Raw genomic sequence first — 13462 nt, 5'->3', positions numbered from 1 at the left:
AATGAGTGTCCGTTTCCGATGCCCTGCATTGAAACTCTGTTATCACTGAACAAATCGCAACCGCGCGCCACAACGCGCATGATGTAAGGCAACTTTAGTGGCATGGAACACGTTCTGATAACACCTCGCGAGTGAATTCTGAAGATCGTTGAGAAGTTGTTACTTAAACCGTGATGGCCCCAGCAGATGCCGGGGCCATCACTACGCTTTCGCGTGGGAGAACTGCTGAGCTAGTCGCTGATCTTGACAAGCATCTTGCCGGTGTTGGCACCGTTGAGCAGATCCATAAAGGCCTGGGGTGCATTCTCTAGTCCGTCCACGATTGTCTCGTCATAGTGGATGGTGCCGTCAGCCAGCCAGGGCCCCATGCGGCCCGCGAATTCGGCGGCGTGCTCGCGCTGGTCCCCCACCAAGAAGCCTTCGAGGCGTAGGCGCTTGCCGATGGCGAGTGCCAAGTTCCGCGGGGCCTTGGGCGGTTCGGTGGAGTTGTACTGCTCAATAGCACCGCACATAGCGACGCGTCCGCGCAGGTTCATCACGGAGATGGCTGCTTCGAGGTGAGAGCCACCAACGTTGTCGAAGTAAACATCAACACCGCCGTCGCCGGCAGCTTCTTGCAAGAGTTCCGCTACCGGTCCGTCGTGGTAGTTGAACGCAGCGTCGAAGCCGAGTTCCAGCAGCTTGGCTACCTTTTCAGCCGAGCCAGCGCTACCAATAACGCGTGAAGCACCCATGGCTTTGGCAATCTGGCCAACCATGGAACCCACTGCACCGGCGGCGCCGGAGACGAATACGGCGTCGCCCTTTTTGAAGCCAGCCACCTTAAGAAGTCCTGAGTAAGCGGTCAGACCGGTCATACCCAGTGCGCCAAGGAACGCCGAGGCGGGTGCCAAGTCAGTGCGCGCCAGAGTGGTTTCCGCTGCGCTAACCACACCGTATTCACGCCAGCCCTGCGAATGTACGACGACGTCGCCCACCTTGCGTTCAGCGCTACGGGAGGCAATAACCTCACCTGTTGCACCGCCGTCGAGCGCTTTGTCCAGCTCGAAAGGTGCAGAGTAGGACTTGACGTCATTCATCCGGCCGCGCATGTAGGGGTCAACGGAGATGAACTGGTTACGGACCAAGATCTGGCCGTCTTCGAGGGCCGGGAGGGCAGCCTCTGCAAGGCGGAAGTTCTCGGGGACGGGCTCGCCGTGCGGGCGTGAGGCCAGCTGGATTTCGCGACCTGTGGTGGGAAGTTCTTGGGTGGTGGTGCTCAAGCTACCGCCTCCATGAGTTCAAGATTGACAGTGATATTGCCACGGGTGGCGTTGGAGTACGGGCAGATCTGGTGCGCGCGCTCTACCAGATCGCGGGCTACCTCGTCCTCTAGCGCCGGCAGGGAAACCTGCATGTCAACAGCCAGGCCGTAGCCTTCGCGGTCTTCCAAAGTGCCGAGGTGCACCTTCGCGTTGATCTGGGAACCGCTGACGTCCAGGCGCATTTTGCGGCCGACCAAACGCAATGCCGAGTGGAAGCAGGCTGCGTAGCCTGCAGCGAAAAGCTGCTCAGGGTTGGTGCCAGCACCATTGCCACCGAGTTCCACGGGGGTTGCAAGTGTCACCTCAAGTTTGCCGTCAGAGGTGCGGGACGTGCCGTTGCGGCCGTCGCCTGAAGCGAGTGCTTGCGCGGTATAGAGAGTTTTCATAATGATTCCTTTGTTCCTTAGAGATTGCGGATTCAGGTTTGGGGGCGCTATTGGCTAGTGCCAAGCATTGTTAGGACGCAGTAGCCGAGAGCGAGGCTTGTAGCGAGGTATTGAGTTTGACGAGGGTGGAGTGCAATTGCTGCACTTCGGCTTCACTGAGCCCGGCAGCGGCAAAAAGGCTCGCGGGCACTGAGCAGGCTTGAGTGCTCAGCGCACGGCCAGCGTCAGTCAAGTGGATCTGAACGCGGCGCTCGTCCTCAGCGTCACGGATTCTCTCCACGCGTCCGGCAGCTTCGAGACGCTTGAGCAGCGGTGAAAGTGTTCCGGAATCTAGTCCCAACTCGTCGCCAATTTCTCGGACTGTCAACGGGGACTTTTCCCAGAGCACCATCATCACCAAGTACTGCGGGTAACTCAGATCAAGTTTTTCCAACATTGGGCGGTAAACAGCAGTAGATGCTTTGGAGGCCGAGTAGAGCTCAAAGCACAATTGCGAGCGCAATCGCGGTGCGGCAACTGTAGGCGCGGCAGAGTTTGTTGCCGCGTTTTCAATTGCAGGATCCACCGTGGCGCTTGATTCACCATTGCTTGGTGAGTTCGTTGAGGACATGAAATAAACATAGTGCACAATTGAATTGTGCACAACCAATGAGTGCAAAGTCCTCCCCGAAGCTGATGCCGTCAAGGAAGGCCTAGCCCTAGATTCGCTCTAGTTTTCGGCTAGTTTCGGCTAGTTTTCGCGGGCGGAGCGCAACGCGGCGGCAGCGAGGACCTTGATGCCACAAGCCAATGCTCGCTCATCCACAATGTAGTCACCACGGTGAAGATCGTATTCTTCACCGTCCGGTGTCCTGGTGCCCAGACGCATCATGGATCCTGGCAGTTCGGCCAAGAACCATGCGAAGTCCTCCCCGCCCATGGACTGGGGGGTCAATACAACTGCGTTATCGCCTAGCTCTGCACGGGCCGCAGCTTCTATCAACGCAGTTTCATGTTCAGAGTTGACCACCGGAGGTACCCCGCGGGTGTGCTCCAAATGAACGTCCACACCGTACGGGGCGGCCACCTGCTGGACAACCTCATCCAGCAACTCGCCGGCATCATGCCATGCGTCGCGGTCTAGGCAGCGCATGGTGCCAGCCATGTAGCCAGTTCCGGGGATGGCATTGGGTGCTGAACCCGCTGAAATCTGACCCCACACCACTGAGACGCCGCTGCGGACGTCCACCCGGCGTGAAAGTACAGCCGGAACGTTCACGGCGATCTCCGCCAAGGCGAAGACCAAATCTTCGGTCAAGTGCGGGCGGGACGTGTGGCCACCGCGGCCGGTCAGGGAAATTTTGATGGTGTCCGAGGCTGAGGTGATTGAGCCAATGCGGGTTCCAATTTGGCCCACGTTAATCCGCGGATCACAGTGCAGCGCCATAATGCGCGGAACGCCGTCAAGAACGCCCTGTTCAATGCAGCTCAGCGCACCGCCCGGCATGGTTTCCTCAGCGGGCTGGAAAATAATCCGCACGGTGGCGCCCAAGGGTTCGTTCTGGTGCATCGCGTTCAGAACCAGAGCCACCCCCAACATGGTGGTGGTGTGAACGTCGTGACCACAGGCGTGCGTTACCCCATGATTTTTGGAGGCAAACTCCAAGCCAGTCTCTTCGATAATCGGCAAGGCATCAATATCCCCGCGCAAGCCGGTGGCAATGGGCCCAGCACCCACATCGACTACAACACCTGTACCTTCCAGGCGCTTCGGCTTCAACCCGGCAGCCTCAAGACGCTCCACCAATTTGTCGGTGGTGCGGTACTCCTTGAAGGAGAGCTCGGGGTTGGCGTGCAGGTCTCGCCGGAACTCAATAAGTTCAGGCAAGAGCGGCTCAAGCCATGGCCCAGTCAAAGGGGTGGAGTCGTGTACAGCAGAGTAATTGAGCACCTGATTACTCTAGCCATGACGGAGGAATATTCGTTATAGCTGACGTTGGATGACGGAAAGTCGTCCGAATAACGCGCTTACAAAACGTCCGTGTCGCCGCTGGCCTTGAGCGAATCAACAGCACTCTTGACTTGCTGGGCGTGCTCTTTGGTAGTCACCAGTAGCGCGTCCGGGGTGTCAACAATAACCACGTCCTTGATGCCAATCAGTGCAATCACACGCTTGGTGTCAGAGACCACCACACCGCTGGCATCTTCGGTGAACACACGAGCGCCTTCGCCCAGAACAGTTACGTCGTCCACTTCGCGCGCGCTGTTGAGACGACCAATGGCGGCGAAGTCTCCAACATCATCCCAACCAAAGGTTCCGGGTACAACTGCAACGTCGCCCGCGGCAGCTGCCGGTTCGGCAACCGCATAGTCGATCGCAATTTTGGGCAGTGTGGGCCAGACACGCTTTTTGACGGCGTCGCGCTCCGGGGTGTCCCAGGCCGCGGCAATTTCCTGCAGCCCTGCATAGAGCTCTGGCTGGTTAGCTTCTAGGTGTTTGAGCATCAGGGCAACAGGGGCAACAAACATTCCCGCGTTCCACACGTAGTCGCCCTGCTTGAGGTACTGACGGGCAACGTCTTCGCTCGGCTTTTCCACAAACTCAACTACCGCTTGAGCGCTTGGCGCGCCTTCGACGTCGAGCGATTCACCGGCGCGAATGTAACCAAAGCCGGTGGAAGGGTGAGTGGGTTTAATCCCGATGGTTACGATCTTGCCAGCAGCTGCAGTGAAGATAGCCTCACGAACCGCAGCTTGAAAAGTCGCCACCGGGCTAATGACTTGATCGGCTGCAAAAGATCCCATGATGGTTTCGGGATCGCGGCGGTGCAGGATCGCTGCTGCCAAGCCAATGGCTGCGGCTGAATCTTTGGGTTCACTCTCTAGAACCAAGTTGGAGTCCTGGAGCTCCGGCAACTGCGCACAAACAGCCTTGCGGTGCGCCTCTCCGGTCACTACCAACACTTTTTTGCCAGCGAGTGGTTCAAGGCGATCGTAAGTGGCGCGGATGAGAGTGCTGCCTGATCCAGTCAGGTCATGCAAAAACTTCGGTGCGGCTGCACGTGATAGCGGCCACAAGCGCGTGCCAACACCGCCGGCTGGGATTACCGCAAAAAAGCGGTCTAGGGCCGAAGGCATAGGGGAAGACTGGTCTGTACTCATCGGCATTACTGTAACTGACCTATTAGCCAAATCGCTGTCAAAATGAGGCTAAATATGGTCACAAGTTCACGTCCGTTCCGCCAGAGGCCGCGCCTAGTGATGGGTAACACTCAAACTTCTTGTGCTCTTCGTCTCACTCATGGTCACCAAGGACCGCTTAAATTGAATAAGCTGTGAGCGAAGCCTAGATTTAGGTTGAGCTACGAGTGCTCTCGCAGCAGGCGTTCCCCCGCGTGGATCCCATGCCAGCGCCGCTGTGTCGCAGGGAGGTTTATTCAGTGCCGACGAAACCAGCTGGCACCTTGTACCGCGGCCGTGAGGGCATGTGGTCTTGGGTAGGACACCGTATTACCGGTGTAGTGATCTTTTTCTTTTTGTTGGTTCACGTGTTGGACACCTCACTTGTTCGGGTGTCACCAGAGACGTACACCGCCGTTATTGGTACGTACCAGAACCCCTTGATGGCCATCGGTGAAACCGGTCTAGTGGCAGCAATCGTTTTCCACGCCTTCAACGGTTTGCGCATCATCGCCGTTGACTTCTGGAAGAAGGGCCCCAAGTACCAGCGTCAAATGCTGTGGGCTGTTCTCATCCTGTGGGTAGTAGTCCTTGCGGCCTTTGCTATCCGCCACCTCTCCATCGCGTTCGGAGGACACTAAGCCATGAGCACCACAAACATTCAGGCACCACGCTCTGCCAGCACCGCTGGTGGACGCATCGCACCCCAGTACCGCCGAGGTGTAGGTTCCAAGGGAAACTTCGAGATGTTCGCATGGCTGTTTATGCGGCTCTCCGGCGTACTCCTAGTGGTTCTCATTTTTGGCCACCTCTTTGTCAACCTAATGGTGGGCGAAGGCATTCACGCCATCAACTTCGGTTTTGTGGCCGGCAAGTGGGCTGACCCGTTCTGGCAGTTCTGGGACTTGGCCATGCTCTGGCTCGCCATGCTTCACGGCACTAACGGTGTGCGCACCATCATCAATGACTACGCCGAGAAGGATGCAACACGCATCTGGCTCAAGACCATCGTGTTTGCTGCAGCAGCAATCATCATCATTCTGGGCACGCTGGTGATCTTCACCTTTGATCCCTGCCCCGTACTCAATGGTCAGTTGATGCAAGGCGCACCGGACTTCTGCCCAGCCCCGTAGCAACGGCAGCAAGCCAACCATGATTTTTTGTGAAAGTTGAGAGAAAGAGCATCTGGTATGCAGGTCCATAAGTACGACGTCGTCATCGTCGGCGCCGGTGGCGCTGGAATGCGCGCCGCGATCGAATCCGGCCAGCGCGCGCGCACAGCGGTACTGACCAAGCTCTACCCCACCCGCTCGCACACTGGTGCAGCTCAGGGTGGTATGTGTGCAGCATTGGCCAACGTCGAAGAAGACAACTGGGAATGGCACACCTTTGACACCGTCAAAGGTGGCGACTACCTGGTAGATCAGGACGCAGCCGAAGTCATGGCTAAAGAAGCCATCGACGCCGTGCTGGACCTGGAAAAAATGGGTTTGCCGTTCAACCGCACGCCCGAAGGCCGTATTGACCAGCGCCGCTTCGGCGGTCACACTCGTGACCACGGTAAGGCGCCAGTTCGCCGCGCATGCTACGCAGCGGACCGTACGGGCCACATGATTTTGCAGACCTTGTACCAAAACTGCGTTAAGCACAACGTTGAGTTCTACAACGAGTACTACGTTCTGGACCTGCTCACCGTTGACGAGGATGCTGTTCGCGAGGACGGAACGCCGTACAAGCAGAAGCGCGTTGCCGGTGTGGTCTCTTATGATCTCGCGTCCGGTGAACTGCACGTGTTCCAGGCCAAGTCGGTAGTGTTCGCTTCCGGTGGCGCTGGCAAGGTCTTTAAGACCACCTCCAACGCACACACTCTCACCGGTGACGGTATGGGTATCGCATTCCGTCGAGGTATTCCGCTGGAGGATATGGAGTTCTTCCAGTTCCACCCGACAGGTCTTGCAGGTTTGGGTATTTTGCTTTCTGAGGCCGCACGTGGCGAGGGCGCAATTTTGCGTAACTCCGAAGGTGAGCGCTTTATGGAGCGTTACGCCCCCACTATCAAGGACTTGGCGCCACGTGACATCGTGGCCCGGTCGATGGCTAACGAAGTTCGTGAAGGCCGCGGCTGTGGTCCTAACAAGGATTACGTCCTCTTGGACCTCACCCACTTGGAGCCGGCTCACATCGATGCCAAGCTCCCGGACATCACCGAGTTTGCGCGCACCTACCTGGGTGTAGAGCCGTACACGGAGCCGGTTCCGGTATTCCCGACGGCTCACTACGCCATGGGTGGTATCCCCACTAACATTTCTGCCGAGGTTCTTCAGGACAACAACACTGTTATCCCGGGCCTTTACGCAGCCGGTGAAGTGGCCTGCGTTTCCGTTCACGGTTCCAACCGTTTGGGCACCAACTCTCTGCTGGACATCAACGTTTTTGGTAAGCGCGCCGGTATTGCCGCCGCCGAATACGCAAAGACCGCTGAGTACGTTGAGTTGCCGGAGGACCCTGAGAAGTACACGATTGACTTGTTGGATCACGTTCGCACCTCAGATGGAGGCGAGCGGGTTGCTGCAATCCGTAAGGATTTGCAGGAGACCATGGATGCCAACATGCAGGTGTTCCGCACGGCAGACACTTTGAACCAGGTCCTCAAGGACATCGAATCCTTCGAAGAGCGCTACCAGCGCATTTCGGTCCAAGACAAGGGCAAGCGCTTTAACTTGGACCTGCTGGAAGCCGTAGAGCTGGGCTTCTTGCTTGAACTGGCCAAAGTGATGACAGTTGCCGCGCTTCACCGCGAAGAGTCCCGTGGTGGCCACTTCCGCGAAGACTTCCCGGAGCGCAACGACGAAAAGTTCATGAAGCACTCCATGGCTTACAAAGACTCGGCAGTCACCACCGAATCCTCCGCCGAGTCCGTTGCTGGTATCCGTTTGGACACCAAGCCGGTTATCTTTACCCGTTACGAGCCGATGGAGCGTAAGTACTAATGACTACTGAACTTGCAGAGCCAGCTTCCAAAATTGAGCTGCCGGCTGGTGTTGGGGGCGGCGGAGAAATCCCCACCTTCAACATCACCTTGCGTGTTCGCCGCTACAACCCTGAGGTCTCGGAAGAGTCGCATTGGGATGACTATGAGCTGACCATGTACGGCACCGACCGTGTGCTGGATGCCTTGCACAAGGTCAAGTGGGAAATTGATGGTTCTGTTTCCTTCCGCCGCTCGTGCGCCCACGGTGTGTGTGGTTCTGACGCCATGCGCATCAATGGCCGGAACCGCCTTGCGTGCAAAACCCTTCTGAAAGACTTGGATACCTCCAAGCCCATCACCGTTGAGCCCATCAAAGGCCTGCCGGTGGAGAAGGACTTGATTGTGGACATGGAACCGTTCTTCCAGTCCTTCCGCGAAGTGATGCCGTTCTTGATCAACAAGGGTCACGAGCCAACCAAGGAACGTCTTCAGTCTGCTGAAGACCGTGAGCGCTTTGATGACACCACCAAGTGCATTCTTTGCGCTGCGTGCACGTCATCTTGCCCGGTCTTCTGGACCGACGGACAGTACTTTGGCCCGGCAGCGATTGTGAACGCCCACCGCTTCATCTTCGATTCCCGTGATGACGCAGGCGACATGCGTTTGGAAATCCTCAATGACAAAGAAGGTGTGTGGCGTTGCCGCACCACCTTCAACTGTTCAGAGGCGTGCCCTCGCGGCATCCAGATCACCCAGGCAATATCTGAGGTCAAGCAGGCAATTCTGAGCCGCAAGATCTAGGTTTTTGTTCTAACGCCTTATCCGATGGGTAGCGGAGCGTGCTGATAAATCTTCAGCCGATCCGCTACCCATCTGCTTGTCCGCTTCAATTCTTTTTGCAGAGTTCACATACCCCACGAGGAAAATCCCCATGATTAAGTCCCAAAAGGTCACCTTCGAAGGTTCCTCGGGCCAGCAGCTCGCCGGAATTATTGATGCGCCGGAGGGACATGTACGCGGTTGGGGCGTTTTCTCCCACGGCTTTACGCTAGGCAAGGACAGCCCCGCAGCCGCCCGCATCTGCAAGGAACTCGCGGCGCAAGGTGTGGGAATGCTCCGCTTCGACAACATTGGTTTGGGAGGCTCTTCCGGGGACTGGTCTGAAGGATCCTTTACCCACAAAGTCGCTGACACCGTAAAAGCCGCAGAGTACATGGCTAGCCTCGGCAAGGCGGTGTCCTTGCTGGTGGGCCACTCCTTTGGTGGCGCTGCAGTCCTTGCCGCCGCGCGGCAAATACCAGGGCTCGACGCCGTAGCAACAGTTGGTGCCCCGTTCTCACCCAAACATGTGGAGCACGTTTTTGACTCGGCTTTAGACGCCATCCTGCGCGATGGTAGCGCCGAGGTTGATCTGGGCGGGAAGCGGGTTGAAATCCGCAGGCATTTCGTTGAAGACCTCGCCAACGCGGACCTCACTGACTGCATCCGCAGCTTGCACAAACCACTATTGGTGATGCACTCCCCCACTGACAACACCGTGGGCATTGAGAACGCGAGCACCATTTTCAGGACGGCACGCCACCCGCGGAACTTCATTTCCCTCGAAGGCAGCGATCACTTGCTCACCGGTAAGGGACAAGCAGCGCGGGCCGCGCGGATTATCTCCGCTTGGGCCGAACAGTACTTGGATGCTGCTCCGCAGCCCTAGCTTCTCCAAAGGCCTAGTTTCTCCATAGGCCGAACTTCTTTGTGGCCCTACCATCGACGCTGAGTGCTACTTCGGTAGGTGCTACTTCGCTAGGTGCTACTTCTTGCGCTTCCCTAGCGTGCCGAAAAACTCAGTCCACGTCCACCGGTCGCGATGCTCCGGCTGTGGCAGAGCCGCTGGGCGTTGCGTAATACGGGACTCCCGGGCCGCAGGAGCGCCACTGAGAGCCTTTTGATGCTCCAAGTGATGGTTGAGCCGCAACGCCTGAACGGGCCGCGAGCCGGCTACTGCCGAGTTTTTCTCGCTCAATTCTCGTTGCGCTTGGGCGTCATTGTTGCGGATAGCCGCCCACGAGGCAGACAGCAAGTACACCTGGGAGACCAGATTGAACCAGATCATCAACCCAATAACAATCGCAAACGAGGCAAGAAGCGGGTTTTTGCCTGCTTGGGCCAACAATTGAGTGCTGAAAATTTGCAGGATGGTAGTCCCTACCGCTGCAATAGCTGTTCCTTCTAGGAACGCACGGCGGTCCAGCGGTAGTGAGCCTGCCAGACGGAACATAATTGCCGCCGTCGCCCATGCCAGCAAAAGAGGCACGGCAATGCGCACTAGCCATGTGATGGGTTGAGCGATGGCTGGATCCAAGTGTAGGAAACCCATTACCCAACCGGCGGCGGTCCCAAAGACCAGTGAGACACCTGCACTCAACACCAAAACCACACCCAAGAGCACGAGTGTTCCGGCGTCCTTGAGTTTCATCACCACGGGATTGAGTTGGAGGGGCCGGAGCATATTCACGCCGCGCAGCCCGTCACGCAAACTGGCGATCCAGCCCAGAGACGTAAAGAGTGTGATGACTGCGGCAATCACAGCTGTCCATCCCAGCCCAGAGGGGTTCATCAAGTCTTGGGGATTCACCAAGCCATCCGAACCATCCACCTTGAGCAAACCTGGGGCGCTAGAGGCCACTGACTTGACCACAGAGTTCAGCAGTTCCGGCTGCTGGGCCAACACCAGTCCCGCAATGGAGAACCCTGTGGTCAACAAGCCGGTGATGGAAAAGAACATGTTGTAGCCAATACCGGCTGACAACAGCGGCCCGTGCTGAAGGTTGTAGTGCTGCCATACGCGCATAGGCCGAAAGGCGTTGAGCTTGGCCATCAGCCATTGGACAAAGGCCAGAACTCGCTGAATCAGCCCACCACCGTTGCGGCGGGTCTCTCCCCACACAACGCGCTTGCGGCTGACAAGAAGTTTGAGCTCAGAGCGCTCGGTAGGTAGTGGCGGGTCCTGACCCATTTCAGCCCGGCGTCGTGCCTGACGTCGAACTGCTGCTTCGCTAGCTATCCTCGGTGCTGGTCTCGTTGTCGGTGCCAAAGTTCATTTCTTCCCGTAGCTGCCAGATTCCATTGCTGTCATGCTCGTAGACGCCCATGCTAGTCACTGGGAACTCTGCATGGTAATTCTCTAAGGCATTCTCTGCATCATCGAGACTAGCTTCTGCAACGTCATGCGCCACAGTCACATGGGGGTGATAGGGAAAAACGAGGTCACGGGCAAGAGGCCCGCTTTGCAGCTTCGAGTGCAATTGAACGCATTCCTCAAACCCGTCTACCACCCTGATGTAAACCACCGGAGAGAGCGGACGGAAAGAGCCTGTTCCGTGAATACTCAGCCGGAAAGGCTGAGTAGTCTTTGCCACTTTGCGCGCGTGGCTGAGAGTCGTTTCCCAATCCCGCGCTGGGGTGGTGGTCACCAAGGTGATGTGTGCTGGAACAATCGAAGCCATGGGGTCCCCAAAGGAAGCACGCCACAGTTGCAGCTCACGGGCAATACGTTCCGGAAATCCCAGAATGATTCCCACACAAATGCCGTCGGGGACAATCTCGGCCGCCGCTTGCGGTGAGAGGTCACCAGGAGGTGTTTCTTCTCCCCCGCTCTGGGCACCAAGCGGGAGGCTAACCCCGGAACTGTGCGTCCCGGCGTCGGCCTCCTTCCGCTTGATGATGTTGCTCATGGCCTAAGCGTTACCCAACTGCACAGGCAGGTTAATACGTGCCGGCTTGAGGAATCCCATCCGGTCATAAACGCGGTCCAGCGTGGCAGATGCAACCTCACGGGCTTTGTAAGCCCCCTGGGCCAGCAAACGATCCAGCTCGGCAGGATCGGCCATTAACTCAGCTGTGCGATTACGTAGTGGAGTGATGAATTCAACCAGCTGCTCGGCCAAGTCCACCTTGAGGTGGCCGTACATTTTGTCAGCGTATTCGGCTTCCAGCTCGCTGATGGTTTTGCCCGAAATGGCCGAATAGATGGTGAGCAAGTTGGAGACGCCAGGCTTGTTTTCCTGGTCAAAACGAATCTCTGTTCCAGCATCCGTTACCGCCGACTTGATGCGCTTGGCGGTAATTTTGGGATCGTCAAGCAGTTGAATTACTCCGTTGGGCGATTCACCGGTCTTAGACATCTTGGCGCTGGGATTTTGAAGATCGTAAACCTTGGCGGAAGCTTTCAAAATGGCGGCCTCTGGGACCGTAAATGTCTCTCCAAAGCGGGTGTTGAAACGCTGAGCCAAGGTGCGAGTGAGCTCCAAGTGTTGACGCTGATCCTCACCGACGGGAACCAAGTCCGCCTGATACAACAAAATGTCAGCTGCCATCAACGTGGGGTAGGCAAACAACCCCAGAGTAGCGGCGTCAGCGCCTTGCTTGGCGCTCTTGTCCTTGAACTGGGTCATCCGTGAAGCTTCGCCAAACCCGGTGATGCAGTTCAGCGCCCATGCCAGTTCTGCATGCTCTGGCACATGAGACTGAACAAAAAACATACTCTGTTCCGGGTCAATACCAGCCGCAATGTACTGCGCTGCCACGGTGCGGGTTCGCTTGGCCAGCTCAGCCGGATCAAAATCAACGGTGACCGCGTGAAGATCCGGGATAAAAATGACCGCCTCGTAATCGGCCTGCATATCTACCCAGTTCTTCACCGCGCCCAAGTAGTTGCCTAGGTGAAGTGAGTCAGCCGTGGGCTTTGCACCGGAGAGGATGCGCTTGCGAGTTCCGTTTGCTTCGGGCGTAGAAATAGTACTCATCAGAAGAAAAAACCTTTGGGGCTAGAGCTGGTAGTCCACTACCAGCGGTGCGTGGTCAGAAAAACGGGTGTCCCACGACGGCGCCCGGTCCACAACCGCGGTGATGGCAGCAGCCGCGAACTCAGGAGTGGCCATGTGGTAGTCGATGCGCCAGCCTGCGTCATTGTCGAAGGCTTGACCGCGCTGAGACCACCAAGTGTAGGGGCCGGGGACATTGCCCGCCAGGCCCCTGTGAACATCCTTCCAACCAATTTCCTCACCAAAAAAGCGGTCAAAATACGCCCGCTCTTCCGGCAAGAAACCGGCACGTTTTACGTTGCCCTTCCAGTTCTTGATATCAAGTTCGGTGTGACCAACGTTGAGGTCTCCAGTAACCACGGCATGGTCAGACTGGGCGGCAAGTTGCGGCAGACGAGTAGTCATCACATCCATAAAACGGAACTTGTCATCTTGTTTGGGTGTACCCACTTCACCGGAGTGCACGTAGGCGCTCACCACCGTGAGTGACTTGCCATTGGGGAGCTGAAAGTCAGCTTCCACCCAACGGCCGGACGTGGCAAAGTAGTCTTCGCCAATACCAATACGAGTGTCTGTGGGCTTCATCCGGGAGGCGATAGCAACACCGGCACGGCCCTTTGCAGCGGCCTCAGCATGGAGAATGTGCCAGCCTTCGCCGATCAGCTCGTGAACAATGGCGTCAGGTGCCCGCACTTCTTGAAGGGTCAGAATGTCTACGTCACGGCCCGCCAACCATTCGGCCATACCTTTGCGGTAGGCGGCGCGAATGCCGTTGACGTTTACGGTTGCGATCCGTAGGAAGTCCTTTTGCTGAGCCAAGTCCAC

The 13462-nt window shown here is 57.2% G+C and carries 14 protein-coding genes; 5 read left to right on the top strand and 9 right to left on the bottom strand.

Translation table 11 applies throughout. From position 1 onward, the window contains the following. Positions 1-230 precede the first annotated feature (230 nt). From ACQQCD_RS02905 to ACQQCD_RS02885, 5 genes are all read right to left on the bottom strand, one after another. On the bottom strand, positions 231-1262 hold the full coding sequence (locus tag ACQQCD_RS02905) for an NADP-dependent oxidoreductase (protein ID WP_430266898.1): 1032 nt from the start codon (positions 1260-1262) through the stop codon (positions 231-233). Next, positions 1259-1690, bottom strand: a complete 432-nt coding sequence (locus tag ACQQCD_RS02900; protein ID WP_430266897.1) for an organic hydroperoxide resistance protein — start codon at positions 1688-1690, stop codon at positions 1259-1261. The genes ACQQCD_RS02905 and ACQQCD_RS02900 overlap by 4 nt, the downstream gene beginning before the upstream one ends. A 70-nt stretch (positions 1691-1760) precedes the next feature. Next, the gene (locus tag ACQQCD_RS02895) at positions 1761-2300 is read right to left on the bottom strand and encodes a MarR family winged helix-turn-helix transcriptional regulator (protein WP_430266896.1); all 540 of its coding nucleotides are present in this window, start codon (positions 2298-2300) and stop codon (positions 1761-1763) included. A 120-nt stretch (positions 2301-2420) separates the two neighbouring features. Beyond that, complete coding sequence (locus ACQQCD_RS02890) at positions 2421-3620, bottom strand: amidohydrolase (protein WP_430266895.1); 1200 nt, start codon at positions 3618-3620, stop codon at positions 2421-2423. Positions 3621-3697: 77 nt separating this feature from the next. Further along, a complete protein-coding gene (locus tag ACQQCD_RS02885) occupies positions 3698-4831 on the bottom strand; it encodes a mannose-1-phosphate guanylyltransferase (protein ID WP_430266894.1) in 1134 nt (377 codons plus the stop codon). A 278-nt stretch (positions 4832-5109) separates the two neighbouring features. On the opposite strand from ACQQCD_RS02885, the gene sdhC reads away from it, so the two are divergent. The 5 genes from sdhC (at position 5110) to ACQQCD_RS02860 (ending at position 9528) form a co-directional block, all read left to right on the top strand. After that, positions 5110-5490, top strand: coding sequence for a succinate dehydrogenase, cytochrome b556 subunit (gene sdhC, locus ACQQCD_RS02880; protein WP_430266893.1), 381 nt, complete (start codon positions 5110-5112; stop codon positions 5488-5490). Positions 5491-5493: 3 nt separating this feature from the next. Then, the gene (locus tag ACQQCD_RS02875) at positions 5494-5982 is read left to right on the top strand and encodes a succinate dehydrogenase hydrophobic membrane anchor subunit (RefSeq protein WP_430266892.1); all 489 of its coding nucleotides are present in this window, start codon (positions 5494-5496) and stop codon (positions 5980-5982) included. A gap of 57 nt (positions 5983-6039) precedes the next feature. Further along, on the top strand, positions 6040-7839 hold the full coding sequence (gene sdhA / locus ACQQCD_RS02870; RefSeq protein ID WP_430266891.1) for a succinate dehydrogenase flavoprotein subunit: 1800 nt from the start codon (positions 6040-6042) through the stop codon (positions 7837-7839). Continuing rightward, positions 7839-8621: a succinate dehydrogenase iron-sulfur subunit gene (locus ACQQCD_RS02865; protein WP_430266890.1), complete on the top strand. Its 783-nt coding sequence runs from the start codon at positions 7839-7841 to the stop codon at positions 8619-8621. Before sdhA ends, ACQQCD_RS02865 begins: the two co-directional genes overlap by 1 nt. Positions 8622-8751: 130 nt before the next feature. Beyond that, entirely contained in the window at positions 8752-9528 is a 777-nt protein-coding gene (locus ACQQCD_RS02860; protein WP_430266889.1) for an alpha/beta hydrolase family protein, read from the top strand. Positions 9529-9624: 96 nt separating this feature from the next. Here the strand turns inward: ACQQCD_RS02860 and ACQQCD_RS02855 are convergent, their stop codons facing one another. From ACQQCD_RS02855 to ACQQCD_RS02840, 4 genes are read right to left on the bottom strand one after another with little or no spacing between them, the layout of a single operon-like run. Then, positions 9625-10908 (bottom strand): YihY/virulence factor BrkB family protein, encoded by a 1284-nt coding sequence (locus ACQQCD_RS02855; protein ID WP_430266888.1) that lies wholly within the window; start codon positions 10906-10908, stop codon positions 9625-9627. Next, complete coding sequence (locus tag ACQQCD_RS02850; protein WP_430266887.1) at positions 10871-11548, bottom strand: 2'-5' RNA ligase family protein; 678 nt, start codon at positions 11546-11548, stop codon at positions 10871-10873. Before ACQQCD_RS02850 ends, ACQQCD_RS02855 begins: the two co-directional genes overlap by 38 nt. 3 nt (positions 11549-11551) lie before the next feature. Next, the gene (trpS, locus tag ACQQCD_RS02845) at positions 11552-12619 is read right to left on the bottom strand and encodes a tryptophan--tRNA ligase (RefSeq protein WP_430266886.1); all 1068 of its coding nucleotides are present in this window, start codon (positions 12617-12619) and stop codon (positions 11552-11554) included. Positions 12620-12640: 21 nt separating this feature from the next. Then, positions 12641-13462, bottom strand: a complete 822-nt coding sequence (locus ACQQCD_RS02840; RefSeq protein WP_430266885.1) for an exodeoxyribonuclease III — start codon at positions 13460-13462, stop codon at positions 12641-12643.

Origin of the sequence: Pseudarthrobacter sp. J1763 (assembly GCF_050490295.1) — a bacterium.
Lineage (GTDB): Bacteria > Actinomycetota > Actinomycetes > Actinomycetales > Micrococcaceae > JBNPEO01.
The sequence above is the reverse complement of the archived record's forward strand: the minus strand, read 5'-3'. Positions and strand labels throughout refer to the sequence as shown.

Excerpts from the sequence above, each read along its gene's own strand:
- ACQQCD_RS02875 (WP_430266892.1), top strand. The coding sequence starts at position 5,494 with ATGAGCACCACAAACATTCAGGCACCACGCTCTGCCAGCACCGCTGGT.
- sdhA (WP_430266891.1), top strand. The coding sequence starts at position 6,040 with ATGCAGGTCCATAAGTACGACGTCGTCATCGTCGGCGCCGGTGGCGCT.
- ACQQCD_RS02850 (WP_430266887.1), bottom strand. The coding sequence starts at position 11,548 with ATGAGCAACATCATCAAGCGGAAGGAGGCCGACGCCGGGACGCACAGT.
- ACQQCD_RS02860 (WP_430266889.1), top strand. The coding sequence starts at position 8,752 with ATGATTAAGTCCCAAAAGGTCACCTTCGAAGGTTCCTCGGGCCAGCAG.
- ACQQCD_RS02895 (WP_430266896.1), bottom strand. The coding sequence starts at position 2,300 with ATGTCCTCAACGAACTCACCAAGCAATGGTGAATCAAGCGCCACGGTG.
- ACQQCD_RS02865 (WP_430266890.1), top strand. The coding sequence starts at position 7,839 with ATGACTACTGAACTTGCAGAGCCAGCTTCCAAAATTGAGCTGCCGGCT.
- ACQQCD_RS02885 (WP_430266894.1), bottom strand. The coding sequence starts at position 4,831 with ATGAGTACAGACCAGTCTTCCCCTATGCCTTCGGCCCTAGACCGCTTT.
- ACQQCD_RS02900 (WP_430266897.1), bottom strand. The coding sequence starts at position 1,690 with ATGAAAACTCTCTATACCGCGCAAGCACTCGCTTCAGGCGACGGCCGC.
- trpS (WP_430266886.1), bottom strand. The coding sequence starts at position 12,619 with ATGAGTACTATTTCTACGCCCGAAGCAAACGGAACTCGCAAGCGCATC.